The organism is Nocardia sp. NBC_00416 (genome assembly GCF_036032445.1).
GTDB lineage: Bacteria > Actinomycetota > Actinomycetes > Mycobacteriales > Mycobacteriaceae > Nocardia.
In genome coordinates, this window is the sequence record NZ_CP107932.1 from 4,930,856 (window position 1) to 4,954,823 (window position 23,968).

Genomic DNA, 23,968 nt, shown 5'->3' on the forward strand with positions numbered 1-23,968 from the left:
GATTACCTAGGGCCGGTGCGCTTCTGGACGATCGGCAGGGGCCGGGTCGTTCCGTCGTGGGCCGGGCTTCGATCCTTACGCGGCGGCACGAACAACGGCAGCGTCGGCGTCGGATCCTCGATGGTGCGATCTATCGCGGGCAATCCGTAGAACGCCCGGGCATTGTCCTCCAGGACCGCGTTCATATCGGTGCCGACCACATCGCAGATCAGTTCCACATCCGATTCCCGGAACGGGCGGCCGGCGCGCGTACCGGGCAGATCGCTGCCGAACATGAGTGCCTCCGGATTGACCGCGTGGATGCGGCGCAGCGCCGTGGCGACATCCATATCGACCCGGCCGAAACCGGTCGCCTTCACCCGCGCCCCGCGATCGACCAGGTTCAGCAGATACGACAGCCCCTCCTCGGACATACCGAGATGGTCGACCGACACCTTCGGCAGTTTCAGGATCACCGGTTGCAGCGAGGCCAGCATCTGGCCGTCCACATAGATCTCCACATGCCAACCGGCCAGCTCGTAGGCGCGCAGTGCCTGACGGGTCATACTCGCGATATCGGCGGCGGCCCGTTTGAGGTTGAAACGCACCGCCCGCACCCCGGCCGCGTGCAGGTCGAGGATCTCGGAATCACTGGCGTCCAGATCCAGCCGGGTCACACCGACCCAGCCCGGGCCCAGCTCGGCCAGCGCGGTACGCAGATAGCTCTGATCATTGGCCTGGAACGACGCGCTGACCACCGCACCACCGGACGGCCGGAACCGAGCCATCCGCCGCCGATAGTCGGCGACGGTGTAGGGCTCCGGCAGGTAGCCCTCGTTCTCGATCAGCGGAAAACGCGGATCGATGATGTGCAGATGGGCGTCGAACACGGATACAGCATGCCTGAAATGTCGGGGCGCCCGCTCCTCCCAGCCCTGGACCGAGAGGAGCGGGCCGCGGATTAGACCTTGTGCGGTTCGCTGGCGCGCAGCATGTCCTCACGCTCGACGACCTTGACCCGCTCCCGGCCTTCGGGTTCGCCCAAGGAGCGTTCGTGCGCGTCGAGGCGGTACCAGCCGGCCCAGGTGGTGAACGGGATACCCCGGCCCTCCAGGAACTCCAGCACGGCCTCGGGTTCCGGGCTCTCGGCCGCGGCGAGGGCGCCGCTGTCGTCGAGGAGGCAGGCGACCGTTTCGTTCGCATCGCCCTTGGTGTGACCGATGAGCCCCACCGGCCCGCGTTTGATCCAGCCGGTCACATAGGTGCCGGGCAGGTAGCGGGCGGCGCCGTCGGCGTTCTCGTCGACCAGTACGCGACCGGCCTCGTTCGGGATCACACCCGCCTGGTCGTCGAACGGGAGCTCGGAGATGTTCTGGGACAGATAGCCGACGGCCCGGTAGACCGCCTGCACATCCCAGTCCTTGAACGTCCCGGTGCCCTTGACATTGCCGGTGCCGTCGAGCTGGGTGCGCTCGGTACGCAGGCCCACGACCTTGCCGTCGGAGCCGACGATCTCGGCGGGAGATTCGAAGAAGTGCAGGAACAGCTTGTGCGGGCGGTCGCCCTGGTCCCGGATCGCCCACTGCTCCAGGGTGTTGGCCACCATATCGACCTGCTTGGAATGGCGGCGGGCCGCTTCGGAACCCTCGTCGTAGTCGATGTCCGCAGGGTCGACGATGACCTCGATCGTGGGCGAATGGTCGAGTTCGCGCAGCTCCAGCGGGGTGAACTTGGCCTGAGCCGGCCCACGGCGACCGAATACGTGCACCTCGACGGCCTTGTTGCCCTTGAGGCCCTCATAGACGTTCGGGGGGATCTCGGTCGGGAGCAGTTCGTCACCGGTCTTGGCCAGCACCCGCGCGACGTCCAGGGCGACATTGCCCACGCCCAGCACCGCGACCTTCTCCGCGTCCAACGGCCAGGTGCGCGGCACATCCGGGTGCCCGTCGTACCAGGACACGAAGTCGGCCGCACCGTAGGAACCGTCCAGGTCGATACCCTGGATCGGCAGCGCCCGGTCGGCGTTGGCTCCGGTGGAGAAGATCACCGCGTCGTAGAAACGGCGCAGATCCGACAGCGTGATGTCGGTGCCGTAGTCGATATTGCCGAGCAGGCGCACCTGCTCCTTGTCCAGCACCTTGTGCAAGGCGGTGACGATGCCCTTGATCCGCGGATGGTCCGGCGCCACGCCGTACCGGATCAGCCCGAACGGGGCGGGCATCCGCTCGAACAAATCGATCGAGACGTCGGCATCCGACTTCATCAGAGCATCGGCGGCGTAGATCCCGGCGGGCCCAGCCCCCACGATCGCGATCCGAAGCGGGCGGTTCGCTTCCTTCTGCTCGGTCATCAGTTACGCGCACCCTTATCGGTCGAAAGAATCACTGGCGTTGGTGTTAGCTTAGGCTAAGTTGACGCGTGGCTCGTATACGCCGTTGTCGCGCCGGTTCGCGGGCGGCTACTCGCCGTACGTCTTCCCACGTCGCCGCGGCTGCTGCCGTGCGGCAATGCGCGGTCTGCCCCGATTCTATCGGGGTGGGGCCGCACAGCCGATCCGGGGACCAGGGATGATCGTAGGCATGAGCAATGGCGGACCCGCCGACGAGCCGGCAGCCACCGAACCGGACGGCCCCGAGGACCCCCGCACGATTTGGCCGTTCATCGTGGCCGCGGTGATCGTGGCGCTGATCCTCGGCGGTGTGCTCATCGCCGGACTGGTGTCGCCCGTTGAGAAAAATGTCACAGATTCCGATCGGATCGCCGGAGCGGTCCGTGATTTCGCCCAAGTGAGCAACCGCTACGGGGTGGAACCCCCACGCGAAGCGGTCTGCCCAGGCTTCGTACCGGCCCGCTCACCACTGGCCGGGCAACTGAAGCCCGGCGAAACCGGGAAAGACATCGAAATCACGAAATTCGGGCCCGTCGACATCAACGGCGACACGGCGACCATCGAAGTGACCAGCCGAGTCGAGGGCGAGGAGAAGACCGCGGCCTGGTGGCTGTTCCTCTCCGACGGCGACTGGCAGGTGTGCAACCAGCCGGTCGAATGATGTCATCAGTGGCGTCAACCGAGGTTTGACACGGCCCGACCCCGCCGGGCAATCTTTTGGTTTGGGTCATGAGTGCCAGCGCCAAGCCCCGGCTCGCTGGTCGGCAACCCTCCTCCGCGGTGGGGTGCTCCGGGTGACGACCTGGCGCGCATCGAACCGATGCGGCAAGTGCGGATTCGCAGGAGGTGCCACGTATGAGTTACGCAGGGGATATCGGCTCGCAGCAGGCATGGGAACTGCTGACCGGTAATCCGGACGCAATCCTGGTGGATGTGCGGACCGAGGCCGAATGGAAATTCGTCGGAGTCCCCGACACCAGCGCGATCGCCAGGCCGACGCTGCTGGTGGAATGGGTGGACACCACCGGCGCCCGCAACACCGAGTTCCTGAACCAGCTGCGCAGCGCGCTGGCCGACCGGCCCGCCGACGCGCCCGTGGTCTTCCTCTGCCGGTCCGGCCAGCGGTCGGCACATGCCGCCGACGCCGCGACCGCGGCGGGTATCGCGCCCGCCTACAACATCAGCGACGGGTTCGAAGGTCCGCTCGACGAACACGGGCATCGCGGCATCGCCGGCTGGCGGGCCCACGGGCTCCCGTGGCGGCAGTCATGATCAACGGCGGCTCGTTCGAACGCCCGCTGCCCGAAGGCGTCGGGCCCGCGACGCTGGGCGTCCGCGGCGGCCTGAGCAGGTCGGGATTCGACGAGACCTCCGAGGCCCTCTACCTGAACTCCGGGTTCGTCTACTCCAGCGCCGAAGCCGCCGAGGCCGCGTTCACCGGCGAGAACCCGCACTATGTGTACTCCCGCTACGGCAATCCGACCGTGACCACGTTCCAGGAGCGGATGCGGTTACTCGACGGCGCCGAAGCCTGTTTCGCGACCGCCAGCGGTATGGCCGCGGTATTCGTCGCACTCGGCGCGCTACTGAAGGCAGGCGACCGGCTGGTGGCCGCACGCAGCCTGTTCGGATCCTGTTTCGTGGTGTGCAACGAGATCCTGCCCCGCTGGGGCGTGGAAACGGTGTTCGTCGACGGTGAAGACCTCGACCAATGGGAAGCGGCGCTGTCCGAACCCACCGCCGCGGTGTTCTTCGAAACCCCCGCCAACCCGATGCAGACCCTGGTCGACGTGCGCAAGGTCTGCGAACTCGCGCACGCCGCGGGCGCCAAGGTGGTGCTGGACAATGTCTTCGCCACTCCGCTGCTACAGCGCGGATTCGAACTCGGCGCCGACGTGGTGGTCTACTCGGGCACCAAACACATCGACGGCCAGGGCCGCGTACTGGGCGGCGCGATCCTCGGATCCGAGGAGTACATCGAAGGTCCGGTGAAGACGCTGATGCGGCACACCGGACCGGCGCTCAGCCCGTTCAACGCGTGGACGCTGCTCAAAGGGCTGGAAACCATGCCGCTGCGGGTCCGGCAGTCCGCCGAATCGGCGCTGCGCATCGCACGCTACCTCGACGAGCATCCGGCGGTCAGCTGGGTGCGGTACCCGTTCCTGGAATCCCATCCGCAGTACGACCTGGCGAACGCGCAGATGAGCGGCGGCGGCACCGTAGTGACCTTCGAGCTCGAAGCCGCGGCCGACGCAGCCAAGAAACGAGCGTTCGAAGTGCTGAACGGGCTGCGGATCATCGACATCTCCAACAACCTGGGCGACGCGAAAAGCCTCATCACCCACCCGGCGACCACCACCCACCGGGCCATGGGGCCGGAAGGACGCGCCAGCATCGGACTGTCGGACGGGGTCGTCCGAATCTCGGTCGGCCTCGAGGACATCGAAGACCTGATGGGCGACCTGGACCAGGCTCTGTAATTTCTGCCCCGCCTTCGGCGGGGCGGGTCGGGGCCCTTGTTAACCCCGACCTCGGAGGTGGGCTATCCGGACGGGGCGAGAGGTGGGGGCGGACCTACTTCTTGGTCGGTGTGGGTAGGTACACGACCCTGCCAGTGCTCGATGGTCGCCGATCTATGGTCGGCGGTGCGCATGCGCTCGGTTGCTGCGCTCCTTCGCTTCGTCGCTCCAGAACCGGGGCGGGCCCCGACCTCGGAGGTGGGCTATCCGGACGAGGCGAGAGGTGGGGGCGGACCTACTTCTTGGTCGGTGTGGGTTGGTTCACGACCCTGTCAGTGCTCGATGGTTGCCGATCTATGGTCGGCCGGTGCGCACGCGCTCGGTCGCTGCGCGCCTTCGGTCTGTCGTTCCAGAACCGGGGCGGGCCCCGACCATGAATGCTGGCCTTGTGAGGTGGGGTGAGTGATTTGTGGAGGTTGAGGACGACGCCCGAGACTCGCGCCTGCGGCGCATGCGCTTCGGGCGCTGACCAGCGGGCCGGGCCGCAACCTTTGTGGACCTCGCTGGACTCGGTGCAGGGAGGGTGCGGCCGCTCTTTTATTGCGCTCGTCCGGCCGAGTAGGCGGTTGCTCACGTTCGGCGCGCAGATCGGTTCATCCGAGGCGGTCGCCCGGTTCGGGGAAGGGGGTCCGGACTCGGCCCACCAGGTCGGCTACCGAGTTCAGGACCATGGTCGGCCGGTAGGGATAGTGTTCGATCGAGGTCCGGGTGGAGATCCCCGAGGTGACCAGGATGGTGCGCATACCGGCCTCCATCCCCGAGATGACGTCGGTGTCCATCCGGTCGCCGATCATCACGCTGGATTGCGAGTGGGCGTCGATCCGGCGCAGTGCCGAACGCATCATCAGCGGATTCGGTTTGCCGATGTAGTAGGGGTCGCGGCCGGTGGCCCGGGTGATCAGGGCGGCCACCGAACCGGTCGCCGGCAGTACGCCGTCACGGGACGGACCGGTCGGGTCGGGGTTGGTCGCGATGAAACGCGCGCCTCGCTCGACCAGCCGGATCGCGGTGGTGATCGCCTCGAACGAGTAGGTGCGGGTCTCGCCGAGCACCACATAGTCGGGGTCGACCTCGGTGAGCACGTAGCCGATCTCGTGCAGGGCCGTCGTCAATCCCGACTCGCCCACCACGTACGCGGTACCGCCGGGCCGCTGTTCGTCGAGGAAACTCGCCGTGGCCAGGGCCGAGGTCCAGATCGAATGCTCCGGTATCTCCAGGCCGGTCTGCCGCAACCGCGCCTGCAGGTCGCGCGGTGTGCGGATGGAGTTGTTCGTCAGTACCAGGAACGGGATCTGCTCGGCGCGCAACTCGGCGAGGAACTCGTCGGCGCCGGGCACCATACGGTCCTCGTGTACCAGCACCCCGTCCATATCGGTGAGGTAGGACAAAATCCGGTCGTCTGTGCTCACCCTCTCGATTCTGCGCTTCGGCGACCGCGCGTTGGGTATGCCGCGCCCGGAGCCGGGAACGTGAGCCGATTCCGGAGCCGCCACGCAGGGCGCCGGCCGTGTCCACGCCCCCTCGTTCCGGCCGCGGGTGGGCCGCGCCCAACTGCGCCTATTAGGGTCGAATCCGGGCCGGAAACGGTCCGACCACAACGCGACAGGAGTGGGCGAAAATGGGTGAGCTGAAGCTCGGGTACAAGGCGTCGGCGGAACAATTCGGACCCCGTGAGCTGGTTGAGCTGGCGGTACTGGTCGAAGAACACGGCCTCGACAGCGCTACGGTCAGTGACCATTTCCAGCCGTGGCGGCACAAAGGCGGCCACGCGCCGTTCTCACTGGCCTGGCTGGCGGCCGCGGGTGAGCGCACCGAGCGGATCATGCTCGGCACCTCGGTACTCACCCCGACCTTCCGGTACAACCCCGCGGTGATCGCGCAGGCCTTCGCGACACTGGGCTGCCTCTACCCGGGCCGGGTGATGCTGGGAGTGGGCACCGGCGAGGCGTTGAACGAGATCGCCACCGGCTATTCCGGAGAATGGCCGGAGTTCAAAGAGCGGTTCGCGCGGCTGCGGGAATCGGTGGATCTGATGCGGGCACTGTGGACCGGCGCGCGGACCGATTTCGACGGCACCTACTACAAAACGGTCGGCGCCTCGATCTACGACGTTCCCGAAGGCGGAATCCCGGTGTACGTCGCGGCCGGCGGCCCGGTCGTAGCCCGGTACGCGGGCCGGGCGGGCGACGGATTCATCTGCACCTCCGGCAAGGGCATGGATCTCTACACCGAGAAACTGATGCCGGCGGTCGCCGAGGGTGCGGCGAAGGTGGACCGCGAGATCAGCACGATCGATCGGATGATCGAAATCAAGATCTCCTACGACACCGATCCCGACCTCGCCCTGGAGAACACCCGCTTCTGGGCACCGCTGTCGCTGACCGCGGAGCAGAAGCACAGCATCACCGACCCGATCGAAATGGAAGAGGCGGCCGACGCCCTGCCGATCGAGCAGATCGCCAAACGCTGGATCGTGGCCAGCGACCCGGACCAGGCGGTCGAACTGGTGCAGCCCTACGTCGACGCGGGCCTGAACCACCTGGTGTTCCACGCACCCGGACACGACCAGAAGCGCTTCCTGGACCTGTTCCAGCGCGACCTCGCGCCGCGGCTGCGGAAACTGGGGTAGGACAGGGCGAGGCGACGGAGGGTGCGGGAAAAGTCGTCGGCGGTCGGACCGGCGCACGGTCTGCAGCACACAGTCTGCAGCCCACGGTCTGCAGCCCACGGTCTGCTCAGCGAACCACCGCACCCACCCTGCGCCGAGTCCAGCGAGGCCCTCGAAGGTTGCGGCCCCGCCCGCTGTTCAGTGCCCGAAGCGCATGCGCCGCAGGCGCGAGTCTCGGGCGCTGAACAGCGGGCCCTCTGGGGCCGCAACCCGCGACGCCGCAGGCGGCGCCAAAAACACAGACCTTCACGAGCAACCCCACCTCTGGCCTTCGCGGGCAGACCAACGTTGTGGGTGAGCCCCACGCTCCGCGAGCAACCCCACCCCGGACCGTGTTCACAGTCCGATCGACAGTTGCGCACACCGGGTGGGCCGTCGGTGTTACGCAGTAAAGGTGGCTAGGCTTTGCCCATGGCCGAGGTTGCTGCGTCCAGTGTGTACATCGCATCGCCCGAAGGCGATACCGGTAAGTCGACCGTGGCGCTCGGCGTTCTGCAGATGCTGTGCGCGACCACCGCGCGGGTGGGGGTGTTCCGGCCGATCACTCGTTCGGCGACCGAACCCGATTACATTCTCGAACTGTTGCTCGAGCACAGCACCGTCGATATCGAATACCAGCAGGCTGTAGGGGTCGGCTACGAGCAGGTGCACGCCGATCCGGATGCCGCGATCTCCGAGATCGTCATGCGGTACCACCAGGTGGCTGCCCTGTGTGACGCGGTGGTGGTCGTCGGCAGCGATTACACCGATGTGGCCAGTCCCAGCGAGCTGCGGTTCAATGCGCGGATCGCGGTGAATCTGGGGGCGCCGGTGCTGCTGGTGGTGCGGGGGGCGCAGCGGTCGCCGGGCGAGATCGAGCAGCTGGTGGAATTGTGCGCGGCCGAGTTGGCTGCCGAGCACGCGCAACTCGCGGCGATCATCGCCAACCGCTGCGCGCCCGGCGAACTCGAGTCGGTCCGGGAACGTCTCGCTCCTTTCGGCGTGCCCTCGTGGAGTCTGCCCGAGGTTCCCCTGCTCATCGCGCCCACGATGGCGGAGCTGTGTGACGCGCTCGACGGCGAGATATACAGCGGCGACCCCGAACTGCTGGATCGGGAGGCGCTGGGCGTGATGGTCGGCGGGATGACCGCCGAACACATTCTGGAGCGCCTCTACGACGGCGCCGTGGTGATCGCGCCGGGCGATCGTTCCGATGTGCTGCTGAGTGTCGTCAACGCCCATGAGGCGGAGAGTTTTCCGTCGCTGGCCGGGATCATCATGAACGGTGGACTGCTCCCGCATCCCGCCGTCGCCCGGCTCATCACCGGCTTGCGACCGCGATTACCCATTCTGACCACCGGTCTGGGCACCTACGACACCGCCGGGGTCGCGCACCGCACCCGCGGCCGGTTGTCCGCGCACAATCCGCGCAAGGTGGATACCGCGTTGGCGCTGATGGAGACCCATGTGGATGCCGCGGATTTCCTGCGCCGGCTGGAGGTGCCGATGACCAGCGTGGTGACCCCGCAGATGTTCGAATATCAGCTCATCGAACGCGCCCGGGCCGACCCCAAGACGATCGTGTTGCCCGAAGGCGACGACGATCGGGTGCTGCGCGCTGCCGGCCGGGTGTTGCAGCGCAAGATAGCGGCCCTGATCATTCTCGGTGACGAGACCGCGATCCGGGCCCGGGCCGCGGAACTCGGAGTGGATATCGCCGAAGCGCGGGTGCTCGACCCCCGGACCTCCGAGTATCTCGACGATTTCGCCCGCGAATACGCCGAACTGCGGGCGCACAAGGGGATGACGGTGGAGCGGGCGCGGGAAACGGTCACCGATATCTCGTATTTCGGCACCATGATGGTGCATCGCGGGATCGCCGACGGCATGGTGTCCGGTGCCGCGCACACCACGGCGCACACCATCCGGCCCTCGTTCGAGATCATCAAGACGGTGGACGGGGTCTCGACGGTGTCGAGTGTGTTCCTGATGTGCCTGGCCGACCGCGTGCTGGCCTACGGCGACTGTGCCGTGGTCCCGGACCCGAGCTCCGAGCAGCTCGCCGATATCGCCGTCTCCTCGGCGGCGACCGCGACGCGATTCGGGATCGACGCGCGCGTGGCCATGCTCTCCTATTCGACCGGCGAATCCGGCAGCGGCGCGGATGTGGACAAGGTGCGGGTGGCGACCGGTTTGGTCCGGGAGCGGGCTCCGGAGCTGCTGGTCGAGGGCCCGATCCAATACGACGCGGCCATCGAACCGACCGTCGCCGACGCCAAACTGCCCGGCTCCGCGGTGGCGGGCCGAGCCACGGTTTTCATCTTCCCCGACCTCAATACCGGCAACAACACCTACAAGGCGGTGCAGCGCAGCGCGGGCGCCGTCGCGATCGGACCGGTCCTGCAGGGGTTGCGCAAACCGGTCAACGACCTGTCCCGCGGCGCGCTGGTCACCGATATCGTGAATACGGTGGCCATCACCGCGATTCAGGCACAGGAGCAGTGACCGCGGCGCGGTCCGGCGATGAGGAGACGGCGATGGACGGCAACCTGGTGCTGGTGGTCAATTCCGGCTCGTCCTCGATCAAATATCAACTGGTGGATCCGGCTTCGGGCGCGGTCGAGGCGGCCGGGCTGGTGGAGCGGATCGGCGAGGCCGGCGGCGCGATCGAACACCGCACCGATGGGCGGACCGTCTCCGAGCAGGTCTCGATTCCCGACCACACGGCGGGGCTGCGCCTGGCGTTCGCGAAATTCGCGGAGACCGGCCACGATCTGACCGCCGCGGGGGTGACCGCGGTCGGGCATCGGGTCGTGCACGGCGGTGAGGTGTTCTACCGGCCGACCCTGGTCGACGCCGGAGTGCTGGCCGCCATCGAGGATCTGTCCGCGCTGGCGCCGCTGCACAATCCGGCGAACGTCCGGGGTATCGAGGCGGTGTGCACTCTGTTGCCGAATGTCCCGCAGGTCGCGGTGTTCGATACCGCGTTCTTCCATGGTCTGCCGGATGCCGCGAAGACCTACGCGATCGACGCCAAAGTCGCCGAAACGCACGGTATCCGCCGTTACGGATTCCACGGCACCTCGCACGAGTACGTCTCCGGCCGTGTCGCCGAATTCCTCGGCCGCCCGGCCGGATCGTTGAATCAGATCGTGTTCCATCTGGGCAACGGGGCTTCGGTGTCGGCGCTGCGCGGCGGGCGGCCGGTGGACACGAGTATGGGCCTGACACCGCTGGAGGGCCTGGTCATGGGCACCCGCTCCGGCGATCTGGACCCCGGGATCATCCTTCACCTCATGCGCACCGCACATTTGGACGTCAACGGTGTCGATCGTCTACTCAATCGCGGTTCCGGCCTGCGCGGGATGGCCGGGGTGAACGATTTCCGGGAACTGCGGCGGCTCATCGGTGAGGGCGACGACAACGCCCGATTGGCCTACGACGTCTATGTGCACCGCCTCCGGCGCTATCTCGGGGCCTATCTGATCGAACTGGGCGGCGTCGACGCGATCACCTTCACGGCGGGTGTGGGCGAGAACAACCCCGATGTCCGCGCCGACGCCCTCGCCGGACTGTCCCGGTTCGGGATCGCGGTCGATCCGGACCGCAATACCGCGAAAGACCGCTCCGCGCGCCGGATCTCTCCGCTGGACGCCGAGGTCGAGGTTCTGGTCGTCCCGACGAACGAGGAGCTGGCCATCGCGCGCGCCGCGGCCGCCGTCACCGCGACGGTCTGATCCGCGGGTTCGCTCAGTAGCAAGTGAGGGGCTGGAGCAGCTCGCCGGACTGCGGCCCGAGTGTCGCGTAGGCCGTCGCTATCGCCGTCACCGCGCGCCGCAGATCGGGTTCGGGGCTGGTGTAGGGCAGGCGCAGGAATCGTTCGAACGCGCCCTGGACGCCGAAGCGCGGCCCCGCCGCCAACAGCACACCGTGATTGGGCGCCGTGGCCGCCAGCGCGGTGGACACGGGAGCGGGCAGTTGGGCCCATACCGACATACCGCCGACACCGGGAAGCGCGTACCACCCGGGCAATTCGTCGGCCATCGCCTCCAGCAGCGCCGCCCGCTGGCTGCGCAGTTGTGCGCGCCGGCGGTCGAGGATGGGGCCGGCGTGCTCGAGCAGGTGGACCGCCGCGAGTTGGTCCATCACCGGCGTGCCCAGGTCCACGGTGGCGCGGATCCCGAGCAGTCGGGTGATCAATGATTCCGAGGTCCGGATCCAGCCGACACGCAGACCACCCCAGAAGGATTTGGACGCCGACCCGATGGTGACCACCTCGGCGCCCTTCGCGAATGCCGCGACCGGCGCGACCGGCGGCGCCTCGCCGAGGGACAGGTCCGCCATGGATTCGTCGATGATCAGCAGCATCCGGGTGTCGCGGGCGATGGCGGCCAGTTCGGCACGAGCCGCGTCGTCCATGAGGAACCCGGTGGGATTGTTGTGGTCGGGCACCAGGTAGGCCAGCGAGGCGGCGGTCTGCCGGGCGGCACTGCGCAGCCCGTCGAGATCCCAGGCGGCCTCCGGGTCCTCCAGGCGCAGCGGAACCGGAACCGGGCGCGCGCCCACATCGCGGATCGCCTCGATCGCGTTGGGATAGGTGGGATGGTCGATGAGAACCCGGCCGGCCGCAGGGGCCAGCACGTTCAGCAGCAGCCGGAGCCCGTGCTGGGCGCCGAGGGTCACCAGGATCTGGTCGGCACTGGTCGCAAGCCCGCGTTCGGTGTAGCGGCGGGCGAGCGCTTCGCGCAGCGGCTGGATGCCGACAGGGTCCATACCGTGGGTGCTCAGATACGACGGAATGCCTTGTAGGGCGATCGCATAGGCGTCTTCCATCTCGGGTGGAGCCGTCATCGCCGCATAAGTCAGGTCCACGGCCGGCGCGGCGCCGGTGGACATGGTGGCCAGGATGCCGCGGGCCGCGCGGCTGCCGTCGTGCGCGACGGCCGGCGGCAGGGCCACGGTACTGCGCGAACCCTGGCGGGTGATCAGGTAGCCGTGCTCGCGCAGCAGCGCATAGGTGGAGGTCACCGTGGTCCGGCTGACACCGAGGGTGGCGGCCAGATCGCGTTCGCTGGGCAGGGCGATCCCGAGCGGGGCGCGGCCGTCGTGGATCAGCAGCCGGATCCCCTCGGCCAGCGCGAGGTAGGCGGGGCGGGCCGACTTCCGGGCGGCGCCTTCGGCCGCACCGTCCGCGTTACGCCAGCGCCCCAGATCGCGAGCCAAGCCCGTGGAACCGATTACTCGTATTGCCATAAGGTCCAGTATCGGCGGATTGGCTCTTTCTCGGCAAGTCCAGTTATCGCATGCTTGAGACATGACACTCTTTGCAGCACTCGTGGGAGTGGGGACCTTCAGCTTCTTCGCCTATGAATACGCCGTGCACGAGACGCGGATACCCGAACTATTGGAACGGTACCGACCCCTCGGTTCGGTGACCGAGGACTCCGTCGCGCGGTACGACATGGAACGTAGGTACCGCGATCTGGACGCCGTGCGGTCGTACCGGGAGCGGGACGCGGCGTGATCCCGCACGAACCGGAACCGGGTAGCGTGAACCGCGCTCGCTGACCGGTCCAGTTGAACAACTGGACCGGTCTGTACTCATTTCAGCGGGTGGGCCCGGTAGTAGTCGCACGCCTCCCCGGACAGCAGTCCGTCTTCGCACGCGAAATAGGTCTGGATACAGGAATTTGTATCGCAACCCAGCTCATCGAGTTGGTCGCGGATCCGCAGGTTGCGTTGCTGAGGGCTCTCCGGCTGCGACGACACGGCAACCGGGGCGACAGGGGCGGGCACGGCGGTGCCTTCGTTGTCCGAACAGGCTCCGAGCAGCAGGGTTCCGGTGCACAGGCCCACCAGGGCGGCGAATCGAGTAGCGGACCTCGTAACCATGCGCACCTCCACGTCCCCCGGGGTGTTCGACGAGCGGCCAGCCTAACCGATACCGCCGCCGATGGGTACCGGACGGTTCGCGGCAGCTCTCCACCGATCGCGGCCCGCGCCCGCGCCGACGCGAATCGCCGCAGGCAGCCGGGTATACCGACGGTTCGTCAGCTCGACGATTCTCCGCGCAGCAGGGCCGCCAGAGATTCACGATCGGTCACGTCCAGTTTCGTACACGCCCGGTAGAGGTGGCCCTCCACTGTCCGGATCGAGACGGTCAGGCGGTCGGCGATCTGCCGGTTCGTGAGGCCGGCGGCGACCAGGTTCGCGATCTCGCGCTCCCGGACGGTGAGCGGCAACGGCTGGGCGGCCGAACGCAGAGCAGGGGTGGCCGCTCCCCCGCATGCGGCAGCCAGACGATCGGCGTGCGCGGCCGATTCCAGCAGGCGGCGCCGGTGCCCCACCCGGTCGTGCGCGGTAGCCGCCTGGGCCGCGGCGTCGGCGGCGGACAGGAGTGCGCCGAGGTGTTCGAAATCGGCGGCCGCTTCGTCCAGACCCGGACCGTCGTGCTGCGCCAGCGCGACCGCGTGCCGCGCCTGGATCCGGACCAGCGGTCCGTCGACGTGGTCGGCCAGATCGACCAGCCGCTGAGCCACCGCGCCCGAACCGAACCGGGTCGCGGTGTGCAGCGCCAGGGCCTCGATGGCGTGCTGATCCGCGCGCGCGGCGGCATCCGCGGCCCGCAGGGACAGCTCGACGGCCGTACTGACCGTGCCCTCCGCCGCGGCCAGACAGGCCCGGGCGATCTCGAGCTGGGGTTCGTAGACCGCGCTGTGCCGGCCGCCGCGCGCGTCGGCGTCGGCGATCACCTCCGCGGCGGCGGCCGTGCGACCGAGCGCGGAATAGGCTTCGGCCAGCCGGATCCGGGCGGGAAACATCCAGGCCGCGGCGCCCTCGGCGGTGAGCGCGGCCAATGCCTGTTCGAGGTTGTCGATACCGGCGCCGAACCGGCCGCGCGCCACCTCGACGGTGCCCTGCAGGATCTTCGACATCCCCCACGCGAGGTACTGTCCCGGGGCCGAATAACCGAAGTACTCAGTGGCGCACCGGGCGGCACCGGCCAGCTCTCCGGTGAGGATCAGCGCCAACACCTCGGCGTGGGTCGACATGAACCGGTTCAGGCCGTCGATATGTGGTTCCACCCGGTGCCCCCGCTCCGCGTAGTCCCGCGCGTCCCGCGCCCGGCCCATCAGCGCGGCCGCGAGCCCACCGCCGAACGACGCCCACCACACGGCCCACGGTGGCGCGTCCGCCGCGGCCATCACCTCCCCCGCCGCGGCGAGGGCGTCGGCGAGGCGATTCTCGCTGACCGCGCACGCCGAGGCGAGGCCCGTCCCGATGAGCGCTATCTTCGGTTGGGTGATCCGGGCGCGAACCAGTGCCAGCACCTCATCGGCACGGTCGGCGTCGCCCATCGCCCACAGCAGATTCGAAACCCGGGTACTGCCCCAGCGGGCCAGCTGAACCGCGTCGAGTTCGGCCGGGTCGAAACTGGCCAGTGTCCGTTCGGCTTCGATCCGATGCCCCTGCCACAGCAGCGCGCGAGCCAGCAGATCGGCGGCCTCCACACCGCCCCGGTGTTCCACCGCCGCCCGCGCGAACCGTTCCCCCAACGGCAGATTGGCCAGTCCGATCGCGTCCTCGGCGGCCGATTCGAAGAGCTCCAGATCGGCGGATTTATCGCTGTCCAGGGCGAGTTCGGCGAGCCGGATCCGGTCGGCCGCCGAATTGATGCGGCGCCGTTCGAGCGCGGAGTACAGCCGGCCGCGTAATCGGCGTGAGGTCGCGATCCCGAGACGACGCCGGATGACCTCGCCGAACAGCGGATGGTTGTACCGGACCACCAGATGGGCGCCGTCCTCCACCACCCGGATCATGCCCCCGTTCTCCGCCGCCTCCACCGCCTCTTCACCGGCGAGTTCGGCCATCACCTCCAGGTCGACCGGTTCACAGAAGGTGAGCAGCTCCAGCACCCGCAGCACTGATTCGGGCAGCTGTTCGACCCGGTCCTCCAGCAGCGCCGCCAATTCCGAGGTGACCACGGCCCGCCCGCGCAGCTGCCACACACCGTTCACCTGCCGAAGCGACCCGGCCTGGGTCGCGCCCTCCACCAGATGTCGCAGGAACAACGCGTTCCCACCCGAGGATTCCCACATGAGATCAGCGGTGAATCCCTCCAGCTGCCCGCCCAGCATGGATTCCACCAGCGCCACACTCTGCCGCTGGGTGAACGGCGCGAGGTGGATTCGCAGTAGATGACCGTCCTTCCACAGTGTTGTCACCGCGTCCGGAACCGGCACTCCGTCCCGGACGGTCGCGACGATCCGCGCGGCCCGGTCGGTGGCCAGTTGCAAGAGCAGGGTCGCCGAGAGCTGATCCAGCAGGTGCGCGTCGTCCACCCCGATGATCGTCGGACCACCGTCGAGCAGCGCCTCCCGTGCCGCCGCCATGAAGGTCACCGGATCGTGCGCGGTGTACACACCCACGAGGTGCGCGAATACCCCGAGCGGAATACTGCGCGCCGATTCGGTTCCCGCGACCCAGCGGATGTTCCCGCCGACCGCCGTCGCGACCCGGCGGGCCAGTGTCGTCTTCCCGACCCCCGGCTCGCCGATCAGGACCGCGCCCGCATGCTCGGGGCCGGTGAGTGTCGCGCGAATCGCTTCGAACTCGGTCGCCCGTTCGATCATCGGCCAGTTCCGAGCCATGGGTCTACTGTAAGCCCGCATCACCCGGCGGAACCGCGAACTCCGCACGTCGGCAACGGAACCGACCGCCGCGGCGGCTCCCCGGGATCAGAATTCGCCGACCTCGCAGGCCAGACCGTCGCCATCCGCGTCGAGCTGCCTCGAATAGCCCGGTTGGCCGCCGAACAGCGGGGTATCGGTCTCCCGGCGCACATGGCTGCAATCGATGTAGTAGGGCTGGTCGTCTTCTTCGGGCACGGAATCCGCGCGGTCGGCCGGCAGCGGATGGGAATCGTCGACCCGGTTGGGTGACCGCTGCGGATCGGCGGCCGCCGGGGCCGCGGCGAGCAGGGTCAACACGCATCCGGCGAGTACGAGTCGGACCGGCGTTCTTCGAGTTCGCATATCGAAAGTCCCAGGAGCGAAGTGGTTCCTCTATCCTCACGCGGACTTCGGGAAAGCGAAAGACCCTTGTTTCGCCGCGTCGAACATCGGTCGCGTCCACCCGAAACGGATAGATGACACCGGCATTCGACGATTTCGGGAGCAGAACGAAATCGGCGGCCGACCCGAAGGTCGGCCGCCGACTTGGAAACCTGTGCCGCAGCGGTGGTTACGGAGTGCCCGACGGCGGGTCGCACACCTTCCAACCGTCATCGGTTTCCCGCAGGTCGAAGGTTCGGGCGGTCTGCTCCGGGTCCGCGTCGGACTGCACACTGACCTGCGCGACAGCCGTCTTGTCGGTGATCTGGACCACGTCGACGCTGGTGACCTCCGGAATACTGCCCTCGGCAACAGCCTGCTGGTGCACGGCGCCGAACTGCTCCGCGGACAGACCCTGGTAGTAATCGTGCAGGCCACCGCAGGTCGCGGTGCGCAGCGCGGACAGATCCCCGCTCTCCAGCGCGCCGGTGTAATCACCGATCGCGGTACGGATCCGCGCCTGCGGGGAATTGTCGCCCGAACCGAAGCCCACCACGATCGCGATCAGCGCGATCACGGCCACGGCGGCGGCGCCCGCCGCGAGCAACCATTTGCGGTTTCCCCCGGACCCCGGCGGCGCGGGAGCGGGCGCCACCCGTTGCGGCTGCGCGATCTGAGCAGGCGCGGCGAACGGCGCCGGCTGCGCGATCCGTTGTTCGGCGACGGTCGGTTTGATATCGGCCGGCGACGGCGCGCCACCGGTACGCTGCGGACCCGATTGCGGCCGCCCGGATCCTGCGCCCGGCCGTTGTCCGGGCGGGGGACCGCCGGGTCGCTGCGGCGCGGGCTGGTCGGGACGGTTCGGCGTCTGCGGGCCCGGCCGTTTCGGCCCCGACTGCGGACGCGGGGTGCTCGGCGGTTTGGACAATCCGGGGGCTCCCGGCCCGACGCGATCGGTCCGGGCCGGCCCCGGTGCGCCACCCGACGGTTTCGTTCCCGGACGACCACCCGCTTTGCGCACCTGATTCATATCGATGCGCTCGGTGGCGTCGGCGTCGGGTCGCTGCGCCGGCATGGCGACGGTCCGCGCCTCGTCCGGCCGCTGCCGCGGAATCACCACCGTTTCGGCCTCGGTCCCGGTCGCCGCCGGTTCCTGCGCTTCGGCGGCGCTCTCGTCGGCAGCCGGGTCGTCACCGTCCGTCGCACCGGAGGCCGGCGCCGGATCACCGTCGGAGGTTCCCGCACTGTCGGAAACGCCTTCGTCCTCGGGCTCGCCGGCGGCCTCGGCATTCTCGGCTGCCGATTTCCCGTCGGCCGCCTCGCCTGCCGATCCCTCGGCTACCGTCTCGGCCTTCGCCCCACCGTTTTCCGCTGTGGTGTCGCCGTCCGTTTCGCCACCCTCTGTGGTGTCGTCGGCTGCCACCGCGTCGCCGTCCGCGGGGTCTGCGCCCGCCTCCGCGGCCGCTGCGGAGGCGGCCCCGATGGCGACGGCCGCGTCCTTTCCGCCCTCGCCCGGTTCTGTCGCGGCCTCGGTATCGTCGATGCTGTCGGCGGAGTCCTGAGCAGGGTCTGTTGTCTGCTGCTCGGCGGATCCTGCTGCTGAGACGGTGTCATCGGGTTGATCCCCGGCGGCCGGAGCCCCGGAAATATTGCGCGCCGCCGCTGATCCGTCGTCCGCCGTATCGTCTCCGGCGGGCTGTTCCGGAGAATCGGCCCCGACCGGCGTGGCCTGCGCGGTGGCGGCGGATTCGGCGCCGGCCACCGAGGCCGCCTCCGTATTCGAATCGTCGTCCGCGGTCGAGGCCCGCCCATCGACCACGGCGTCATCCGCGGGCTTCTCATCCGCGGACCTGTTCTCACCGGCCTCGGCCTCCCCGGCCTGGCTCGCGGCGGAATCGCCGTCGATTTCGGAAGCCTGGTCCTCGCCCGCCTCCGCCGGTTCACCCGGCTTCCCGGTGGATTCGCGCGCCGCGTCGTCGCCGCTGTCGGTCGTCGCGGCGGCCGCGGATCCGCCCAGCACGCCGGCGGCCGGGGTCACGGACTCGCCCGCGTCGGACACCGACCCGGCCCGGATGGCTTCGGTCGCCGCGGCGCCGTCGGCGGGCACGACCTCGAGAGCCTCGGTTGCGTCCGCACCGTCCGCTCCCTCGCCACCCGAGGACTTCCCGGCCGACGCGCGGGGCAGCGCCTCGGTCGGTGCGTTGCTCTCCTCCGCCGGACCGGTATCTTCGCCCGACTGCTCCTGCTCCGGCGCGGCATCACGCCCGGTCGCCCGGCGGATCCCGGAGGTCACCGCGTCCGCTGCCCGCGACAGCCGCGATCCGGTATCGGTCGTATCCGGCGCTTCCCCGGCGGGCGCGCCGGAGTCGGATTCGGAGCCGATCGGTTTCTTGTCGTCGGTCGGGTGCGACACCTATACCCCTCGTTGCTGGCGAACAGAATTGTGACGTAGATGGCCAGCCTATCGAGCATTCCCAGAGCCGTGCACAATGAAGCCCATGACCTCGTTCGGTGATCTGCTCGGCCCGCAACCCGTACTCCTTCCTGAACTGCACGCGGCGGAAGACGCGCTCGACGCCGGCACCGATCCAGTGCGGGTGGCGGCCGACAACCCGGCCGCCTCGATCGCCTGGGCGGCCCTGGCCGAGGCCGCGCTGGAGCGTGCCGAGGCAGCCGCGGAACCGGTCAACCACGATGTCGTCGCCGCGTACGCGTTCGCCCGCACCGGATACCACCGCGGATTGGATCTGCTGCGCCGGAACGGCTGGAAGGGATTCGGCCCGGTCCCCTGGGAGCACGAACCCAACCGCGGCTTCCTGCGCAGTGTCGGGGCACTGGCCAGGGCGGCCAAGGCAGTCGGGGAATCCGACGAATACGCGCGCTGCCTGGATCTGCTCGAGGACTGCGATCCGCGGGCGGCCGGCGAACTCGGTCTGGGCTGAACGACCCCGCTGCGTTGATCGACCCGAATTCACGGGTGGGCAGAGCCCGGACCAGGAGCACCGAACGGATTCGGCGATCCTGGAAACGTCTGCGCCTCTCGGCAGTCCCGATTCTGCAGTGTTCGCTCGCCGCGGCACTGGCTTGGTTCCTGGCCAAGGACATCGTCGGCCACGCGCTGCCGTTCTTCGCGCCGACCGCCGCGGTGGTCTCGATCGGCACGGCGTTCGGGGCACGGCTGCGACGTTCCCTGGAATTGGTGGTCGGGGTCGCGGTCGGCATCGGCGTCGGCGACCTGTTCATCTCGCAGGTGGGTACCGGGGTCTGGCAGATCGCCCTGGTGGTGGCCGTGGCGATGGCGCTGGCGGTCTTCCTCGACGGCGGACCCGTCATCGGGATCCAGGCCTCCGGCTCGGCCGTGCTGGTCGCCACCCTGATGCCGCCGGACACCGGCGCCGGCCCGTCCCGGATGGTCGACGCGCTGATCGGGGGCCTGGTCGGGGTCGTGGTGGTCGCCGCGGTTCCGTTGCATCCGGTACGCCGGGCCCGGGAGCAGGCCGCCGCCATCCTGGGCGTGATGGCGAAATCGCTCACCGAAGGCGCGCACGGCCTGCTGGAGCAGGACCCGGGCAAGGTTCATGCCGCGCTCACCGCGGTCCGCGCTACCCAGCAGCAGTTGGATTCGCTGCGCAAAACCCTCGAGGGCGGCCGGGAGGTGAGCCGGATATCGCCGATGTACTGGAATTCGCGGGGGCGCCTGGAGCGATTGCGCGCCGCGGCGGATCCGCTGGACAATGCGGTCCGCAACACACGGGTCCTGCTGCGCCGTTCGCTGACCCTGGTGCGCGATGACGAGATCCTCAATCCCGGCCTGATCGACGAGGTGGAGCAGTTGGCCGCGGCGGTCGATGTGGTCCGGCGCATGGTGCTCACCGATCCGGGCGAACAACCCGACCGCGCCGAGGCCGCCCGGGTGTTGCGGTCGGTGGCGAAACAGGCGCGACCGGACCTGGTTGCGGGGGCCGGTCTGTCGTCGCTGGTGGTTTTCGCGCAGATCCGATCCACGCTGGTAGATCTGATGCAGGTATGCGGAGTGCAGCGGGTGTCCGCGCTGGCCCTGCTGCCGCCGACCGTTCCCAATCCCTATGTGATGCCGCAGAAGTGAGCATTTCCCCGTCACTTCTCCACTCTGGTGCGGCAATTGTTCGCTACCGGGTTGCCGGACATCCCGGAATACGCGGATGCGAGGCGGGACGGATCCATCCCACGGCGATCGCCGATATTCGAGTAGCCGACTACTCGTGCTCTCACGCCCGGACTCCACTAATGTGAAACATGACCGAACCGGCCTACCGCCGGTTCGGTGGGACCCCTCCCGTGCGCCGCGTCGCCGACGGACGGCGCGTCAGCGCCGAAAGTTTCGGATACCCGGACGCCGGCCCGGGCGGGGAATCCGGGCCCGTCCGGCCGGCGCCGCGCCGGGCGGGCCCTCTCGGACAACCCGAGCTGCTACGCCCAGAACCTGGTCAGATACCCGCCGTAGCGTGACCACTGCTCCGATACCCCGGACAGGTCGTAGAGGGCGTACACGGCATCGAAGAACACCTGGTTGATCGTCGGCGTGAACAGCAAGGCGAACAGGATCAGCATCCCGAACGGTTTGAACTGCTCGAGACCCCGCCGGGTCTGGTAACTCAGCGACGGTTCCACCACCCCGTACCCGTCCAGGCCGGGGATCGGCAGCAAATTCAGCACCGTCGCCGTCACCTGGAGGAACGCCAGGAAACTCAGACCGAACCAGAAGGCCGGATGCTCCTGCGAACTGCCGAACAAGCGCACGACCAGCAACAGCACCACCGCGCAGACCGCATTGACGGCCGGGCCCGCGACACTGATCAACCGCTGTGTCCGGGCGGGCACCTGATGGGCGTGCACGTAGACGGCGCCACCCGGCAGCCCGATTCCACCGAGCGCGATGAACACCATGGGCAGCACGATCGACAGCAGCGGATGGCTGTATTTGAGGGGATTCAGGGTCAGGTACCCGCGCAACTCGACCTCGCGGTCCCCGGCCCGCCAGGCGATATAGGCGTGGGCGAACTCGTGCAGGCAGAGGCTGACCACCCAGCCGAAGACCACCAGGATGAAGACCCCGGCCTTGGCCCGGACCGAATCCAGCTCCGCGCTCCAGGCCAGCACCCCGCCGACCACCGCGAGCGCCACCACGAGCAGGAAGACCGGGCTGGGCCGCACGGCGCCGCGGCGTAACGAGGAGATGCTCAACGGACCAGCAGCCAGGGTTCGTGATGTCTGTAGAAAGTCGACCGCGGCACCGTCCGATCGCTCTGCACACCGTCGCGGTTGACGACCGCTCCCGGGGTGCCGAGCTGGGCGGCCCGTCCGGCGGTCCAGCGACGGCGGCGGAACCGGCGCGGAATACTCGCCCGGACCCCCGGTAGTTCCAGAGTCGGGGTCACGAACATCGCCCGGACCGATCCCGAGAACAACCGGGTGTCGTCCACATAGGCCTCACCGGTGAGATGGGCGCCGTCCGGACCGGTGATCTTGGCTCGGCCCACCAGCACGGTCCCGGTGTCGTCGCGCACCAGCGGCACCTGTTCGGCGGCGCCCCCTATCGCGCGTTTGGCCGCGGCATTGCCGGTGCCGAGCTCATAGGCCCGCGCCGCATAGGTGTCGTCCAACGGCACATAGCCCACCTCCACATGCAACCGTTCGGTCCGCATCAAGTGGGTGAGTACCGCGGCCAACGCCGCGTCACCGCCGAGCACGATCAGGCGCGGCAGGCTGTCGGCGGCCAGCACCGGCAGGATCTCGTCGATCAGGGCGGAGTCCGGAATCGTCTCGGTCTGCGTGGTGGACAGCGCGGCGAGCGCGATGGGTACCGGTGTGTCGGCACAGCGGAGAACCTGGGTACTCAAACGCCCAACACCCTCCCTCGGACCGGTCACCCACGAGTGTAAAGGGTGGCCCGTGACGACCCGCGCAACGGCCCGGGCACGGCGACCGTTCCCGGGCCGCCACGCGGGCTCGGCTAGACTGTGCTCCCGGCTTCCTCCTCATTACGGCAGGTAGCTGCAGCACGAGGTGCGTGCTGCGCGTCGAACCGTAGGAGACACGACCATGCCGGCAATCGTCCTCATCGGCGCCCAGTGGGGTGACGAGGGCAAGGGCAAAGCCACCGATCTACTCGGCGGCCGCGTGCAGTGGGTAGTGCGGTACCAGGGCGGTAACAATGCCGGCCATACCGTGGTGCTGCCCAACGGCGACAACTTCGCGCTGCACCTCATCCCTTCGGGCATCCTGACCCCCGGCGTCAAGAACGTCATCGGCAACGGCGTGGTCGTCGACCCGGGTGTCCTGCTGGACGAGCTCGCCGGGCTCGAGGATCGCGCTGTGGACACCTCCGGTCTGCTGCTCTCCGCGGACGCGCATCTGATCATGCCGTACCACGTGGCCATCGATAAGGTCACCGAGCGGTTCCTCGGCAACAACAAGATCGGCACGACCGGTCGCGGTATCGGCCCCTGCTACCAGGACAAGGTCGCTCGGGTGGGCGTGCGCGTCGCGGACGTACTGGACGAGAAGATCCTCACCCAGAAGGTGGAGGCCGCACTCGAGTTCAAGAATCAGGTGCTGGTGAAGATCTACAACCGGCGCGCGCTGGAGCCGCAGCAGGTGGTGGAAGAGGTGCTGACGAAGGCCGAGCGGTTCAGGCACCGCATCAGCGATACCCGGCTGGAACTGAACCTGGCGCTCGAGCGCGGCGAAACCGTCTTGCTGGAAGGGTCACAGGGCACCCTGCTCGACGTCGATCACGGCACCTACCCCTACGTCACCTCGTCGAACCCCACCGCGGGAGGCGCCGCGGTGGGCGCGGGTATCGGACCCAACCAGATCGGCACCGTGCTCGGCATCCTCAAGTGCTACACGACCCGCGTCGGCTCCGGCCCGTTCCCGACCGAGCTGTTCGACGAATCGGGCGCGTATCTGGCCAAGACCGGCGGGGAGGTCGGGGTCACCACCGGCCGGGCCCGGCGCTGCGGCTGGTTCGACGCGGTGATCGCCCGCTACGCCACCCGGGTCAACGGGATCACCGACTACTTCCTCACCAAGCTCGATGTGCTGTCCAGCCTGGACCGGGTGCCGATCTGCGTGGCCTACGAGGTCGACGGCGAACGAGTCGAGCAGATGCCGACCACACAGACCGGGTTCCATCACGCCAAACCGATCTACGAGGAGATGCCCGGCTGGTGGGAGGACATCTCCGGCGCACGCACCTTCGCGGAGTTGCCCGCCAACGCCCAGGCCTATGTGCGGCGGCTGGAAGAGCTCTCGGGCGCCCGGATCTCCTGTATCGGGGTGGGCCCGGGTCGCGACGAGACCATCGTCCGCCACGACGTCCTCGGCTGAGCGCCGGGCA

General features: G+C 68.6%; 20 protein-coding genes and 1 riboswitch. Of the genes, 10 read left to right on the forward strand and 10 right to left on the reverse strand.

Features of this window, described 5'->3' with window-relative positions:
• Positions 1–2: 2 nt before the first annotated feature.
• Both OG804_RS21205 and OG804_RS21210 read right to left on the reverse strand, forming a co-directional pair.
• On the reverse strand, positions 3–869 hold the full coding sequence (locus OG804_RS21205) for an amidohydrolase family protein (RefSeq protein ID WP_328389140.1): 867 nt from the start codon (positions 867–869) through the stop codon (positions 3–5).
• A gap of 71 nt (positions 870–940) precedes the next feature.
• Positions 941–2,329 carry an FAD-dependent oxidoreductase gene (locus OG804_RS21210; RefSeq protein WP_328389141.1) on the reverse strand — a complete coding sequence of 463 codons (1,389 nt, stop codon included), beginning with the start codon at positions 2,327–2,329 and terminating at the stop codon, positions 941–943.
• A 229-nt stretch (positions 2,330–2,558) separates the two neighbouring features.
• Here OG804_RS21210 and OG804_RS21215 point away from each other — a divergent pair, with 229 nt between their 5' ends.
• The 3 genes from OG804_RS21215 (at position 2,559) to OG804_RS21225 (ending at position 4,848) form a co-directional block, all read left to right on the forward strand.
• The gene (locus OG804_RS21215; protein ID WP_328389143.1) at positions 2,559–3,029 is read left to right on the forward strand and encodes an Rv0361 family membrane protein; all 471 of its coding nucleotides are present in this window, start codon (positions 2,559–2,561) and stop codon (positions 3,027–3,029) included.
• A 64-nt stretch (positions 3,030–3,093) separates the two neighbouring features.
• A riboswitch (SAM riboswitch) is annotated at positions 3,094–3,206 on the forward strand.
• 17 nt (positions 3,207–3,223) lie between these two features.
• Positions 3,224–3,640, forward strand: a complete 417-nt coding sequence (locus tag OG804_RS21220) for a rhodanese-like domain-containing protein (RefSeq protein WP_328389145.1) — start codon at positions 3,224–3,226, stop codon at positions 3,638–3,640.
• Positions 3,637–4,848, forward strand: a complete 1,212-nt coding sequence (locus tag OG804_RS21225; RefSeq protein WP_328389147.1) for an O-succinylhomoserine sulfhydrylase — start codon at positions 3,637–3,639, stop codon at positions 4,846–4,848. Before OG804_RS21220 ends, OG804_RS21225 begins: the two co-directional genes overlap by 4 nt.
• A gap of 632 nt (positions 4,849–5,480) precedes the next feature.
• Here OG804_RS21225 and OG804_RS21230 read toward each other — a convergent pair.
• On the reverse strand, positions 5,481–6,257 hold the full coding sequence (locus OG804_RS21230; protein ID WP_328398579.1) for an HAD-IIA family hydrolase: 777 nt from the start codon (positions 6,255–6,257) through the stop codon (positions 5,481–5,483).
• 248 nt (positions 6,258–6,505) lie between these two features.
• Between OG804_RS21230 and fgd the strand changes: the two genes are divergently transcribed.
• From fgd to OG804_RS21245, 3 genes are all read left to right on the forward strand, one after another.
• Positions 6,506–7,516 (forward strand): glucose-6-phosphate dehydrogenase (coenzyme-F420), encoded by a 1,011-nt coding sequence (fgd, locus tag OG804_RS21235; RefSeq protein ID WP_328389149.1) that lies wholly within the window; start codon positions 6,506–6,508, stop codon positions 7,514–7,516.
• Positions 7,517–7,966: 450 nt separating this feature from the next.
• Positions 7,967–10,039, forward strand: coding sequence for a phosphate acetyltransferase (pta, locus tag OG804_RS21240; protein ID WP_328389151.1), 2,073 nt, complete (start codon positions 7,967–7,969; stop codon positions 10,037–10,039).
• 32 nt (positions 10,040–10,071) lie between these two features.
• Positions 10,072–11,271: an acetate kinase gene (locus OG804_RS21245; RefSeq protein ID WP_328389153.1), complete on the forward strand. Its 1,200-nt coding sequence runs from the start codon at positions 10,072–10,074 to the stop codon at positions 11,269–11,271.
• Positions 11,272–11,284: 13 nt separating this feature from the next.
• On the opposite strand, the gene yczR is transcribed toward OG804_RS21245, so the two are convergent.
• Positions 11,285–12,787, reverse strand: coding sequence for a MocR-like transcription factor YczR (yczR, locus tag OG804_RS21250; RefSeq protein ID WP_328389155.1), 1,503 nt, complete (start codon positions 12,785–12,787; stop codon positions 11,285–11,287).
• A 61-nt stretch (positions 12,788–12,848) separates the two neighbouring features.
• On the opposite strand from yczR, the gene OG804_RS21255 reads away from it, so the two are divergent.
• Positions 12,849–13,058, forward strand: coding sequence for a hypothetical protein (locus tag OG804_RS21255; protein ID WP_328389157.1), 210 nt, complete (start codon positions 12,849–12,851; stop codon positions 13,056–13,058).
• A 77-nt stretch (positions 13,059–13,135) separates the two neighbouring features.
• Here the strand turns inward: OG804_RS21255 and OG804_RS21260 are convergent, their stop codons facing one another.
• The 4 genes from OG804_RS21260 to OG804_RS21275 form a co-directional block, all read right to left on the reverse strand.
• Positions 13,136–13,426, reverse strand: coding sequence for a hypothetical protein (locus OG804_RS21260; protein ID WP_328389159.1), 291 nt, complete (start codon positions 13,424–13,426; stop codon positions 13,136–13,138).
• 158 nt (positions 13,427–13,584) lie between these two features.
• The gene (locus OG804_RS21265; RefSeq protein WP_328389160.1) at positions 13,585–16,185 is read right to left on the reverse strand and encodes a LuxR C-terminal-related transcriptional regulator; all 2,601 of its coding nucleotides are present in this window, start codon (positions 16,183–16,185) and stop codon (positions 13,585–13,587) included.
• An 87-nt stretch (positions 16,186–16,272) separates the two neighbouring features.
• Complete coding sequence (locus tag OG804_RS21270) at positions 16,273–16,569, reverse strand: excalibur calcium-binding domain-containing protein (RefSeq protein ID WP_328389162.1); 297 nt, start codon at positions 16,567–16,569, stop codon at positions 16,273–16,275.
• Positions 16,570–16,777: 208 nt separating this feature from the next.
• On the reverse strand, positions 16,778–19,000 hold the full coding sequence (locus tag OG804_RS21275) for an Rv0361 family membrane protein (protein WP_328389164.1): 2,223 nt from the start codon (positions 18,998–19,000) through the stop codon (positions 16,778–16,780).
• 85 nt (positions 19,001–19,085) lie between these two features.
• Between OG804_RS21275 and OG804_RS21280 the strand changes: the two genes are divergently transcribed.
• Both OG804_RS21280 and OG804_RS21285 read left to right on the forward strand, forming a co-directional pair.
• Positions 19,086–19,529 carry a DUF3151 domain-containing protein gene (locus OG804_RS21280; RefSeq protein WP_328389166.1) on the forward strand — a complete coding sequence of 148 codons (444 nt, stop codon included), beginning with the start codon at positions 19,086–19,088 and terminating at the stop codon, positions 19,527–19,529.
• A 35-nt stretch (positions 19,530–19,564) separates the two neighbouring features.
• Complete coding sequence (locus OG804_RS21285) at positions 19,565–20,692, forward strand: FUSC family protein (protein ID WP_328389168.1); 1,128 nt, start codon at positions 19,565–19,567, stop codon at positions 20,690–20,692.
• Between the two features lie 344 nt (positions 20,693–21,036).
• On the opposite strand, the gene OG804_RS21290 is transcribed toward OG804_RS21285, so the two are convergent.
• Both OG804_RS21290 and OG804_RS21295 read right to left on the reverse strand, forming a co-directional pair.
• Complete coding sequence (locus OG804_RS21290) at positions 21,037–21,810, reverse strand: site-2 protease family protein (RefSeq protein WP_328389170.1); 774 nt, start codon at positions 21,808–21,810, stop codon at positions 21,037–21,039.
• The gene (locus tag OG804_RS21295; protein ID WP_328389172.1) at positions 21,807–22,466 is read right to left on the reverse strand and encodes a hypothetical protein; all 660 of its coding nucleotides are present in this window, start codon (positions 22,464–22,466) and stop codon (positions 21,807–21,809) included. Before OG804_RS21295 ends, OG804_RS21290 begins: the two co-directional genes overlap by 4 nt.
• 202 nt (positions 22,467–22,668) lie before the next feature.
• Between OG804_RS21295 and OG804_RS21300 the strand changes: the two genes are divergently transcribed.
• On the forward strand, positions 22,669–23,958 hold the full coding sequence (locus OG804_RS21300) for an adenylosuccinate synthase (RefSeq protein WP_328389174.1): 1,290 nt from the start codon (positions 22,669–22,671) through the stop codon (positions 23,956–23,958).
• The last annotated feature ends 10 nt before the right edge of the window (positions 23,959–23,968 follow it).

Excerpts from the sequence above, each read along its gene's own strand:
- OG804_RS21260 (WP_328389159.1), bottom strand. The coding sequence starts at position 13,426 with ATGGTTACGAGGTCCGCTACTCGATTCGCCGCCCTGGTGGGCCTGTGC.
- OG804_RS21245 (WP_328389153.1), top strand. The coding sequence starts at position 10,072 with ATGGACGGCAACCTGGTGCTGGTGGTCAATTCCGGCTCGTCCTCGATC.
- OG804_RS21230 (WP_328398579.1), bottom strand. The coding sequence starts at position 6,257 with ATGGACGGGGTGCTGGTACACGAGGACCGTATGGTGCCCGGCGCCGAC.
- pta (WP_328389151.1), top strand. The coding sequence starts at position 7,967 with ATGGCCGAGGTTGCTGCGTCCAGTGTGTACATCGCATCGCCCGAAGGC.
- OG804_RS21270 (WP_328389162.1), bottom strand. The coding sequence starts at position 16,569 with ATGCGAACTCGAAGAACGCCGGTCCGACTCGTACTCGCCGGATGCGTG.
- OG804_RS21255 (WP_328389157.1), top strand. The coding sequence starts at position 12,849 with ATGACACTCTTTGCAGCACTCGTGGGAGTGGGGACCTTCAGCTTCTTC.
- yczR (WP_328389155.1), bottom strand. The coding sequence starts at position 12,787 with ATGGCAATACGAGTAATCGGTTCCACGGGCTTGGCTCGCGATCTGGGG.
- OG804_RS21210 (WP_328389141.1), bottom strand. The coding sequence starts at position 2,329 with ATGACCGAGCAGAAGGAAGCGAACCGCCCGCTTCGGATCGCGATCGTG.
- OG804_RS21215 (WP_328389143.1), top strand. The coding sequence starts at position 2,559 with ATGAGCAATGGCGGACCCGCCGACGAGCCGGCAGCCACCGAACCGGAC.
- OG804_RS21220 (WP_328389145.1), top strand. The coding sequence starts at position 3,224 with ATGAGTTACGCAGGGGATATCGGCTCGCAGCAGGCATGGGAACTGCTG.
- OG804_RS21225 (WP_328389147.1), top strand. The coding sequence starts at position 3,637 with ATGATCAACGGCGGCTCGTTCGAACGCCCGCTGCCCGAAGGCGTCGGG.
- fgd (WP_328389149.1), top strand. The coding sequence starts at position 6,506 with ATGGGTGAGCTGAAGCTCGGGTACAAGGCGTCGGCGGAACAATTCGGA.
- OG804_RS21280 (WP_328389166.1), top strand. The coding sequence starts at position 19,086 with ATGACCTCGTTCGGTGATCTGCTCGGCCCGCAACCCGTACTCCTTCCT.
- OG804_RS21265 (WP_328389160.1), bottom strand. The coding sequence starts at position 16,185 with ATGGCTCGGAACTGGCCGATGATCGAACGGGCGACCGAGTTCGAAGCG.
- OG804_RS21300 (WP_328389174.1), top strand. The coding sequence starts at position 22,669 with ATGCCGGCAATCGTCCTCATCGGCGCCCAGTGGGGTGACGAGGGCAAG.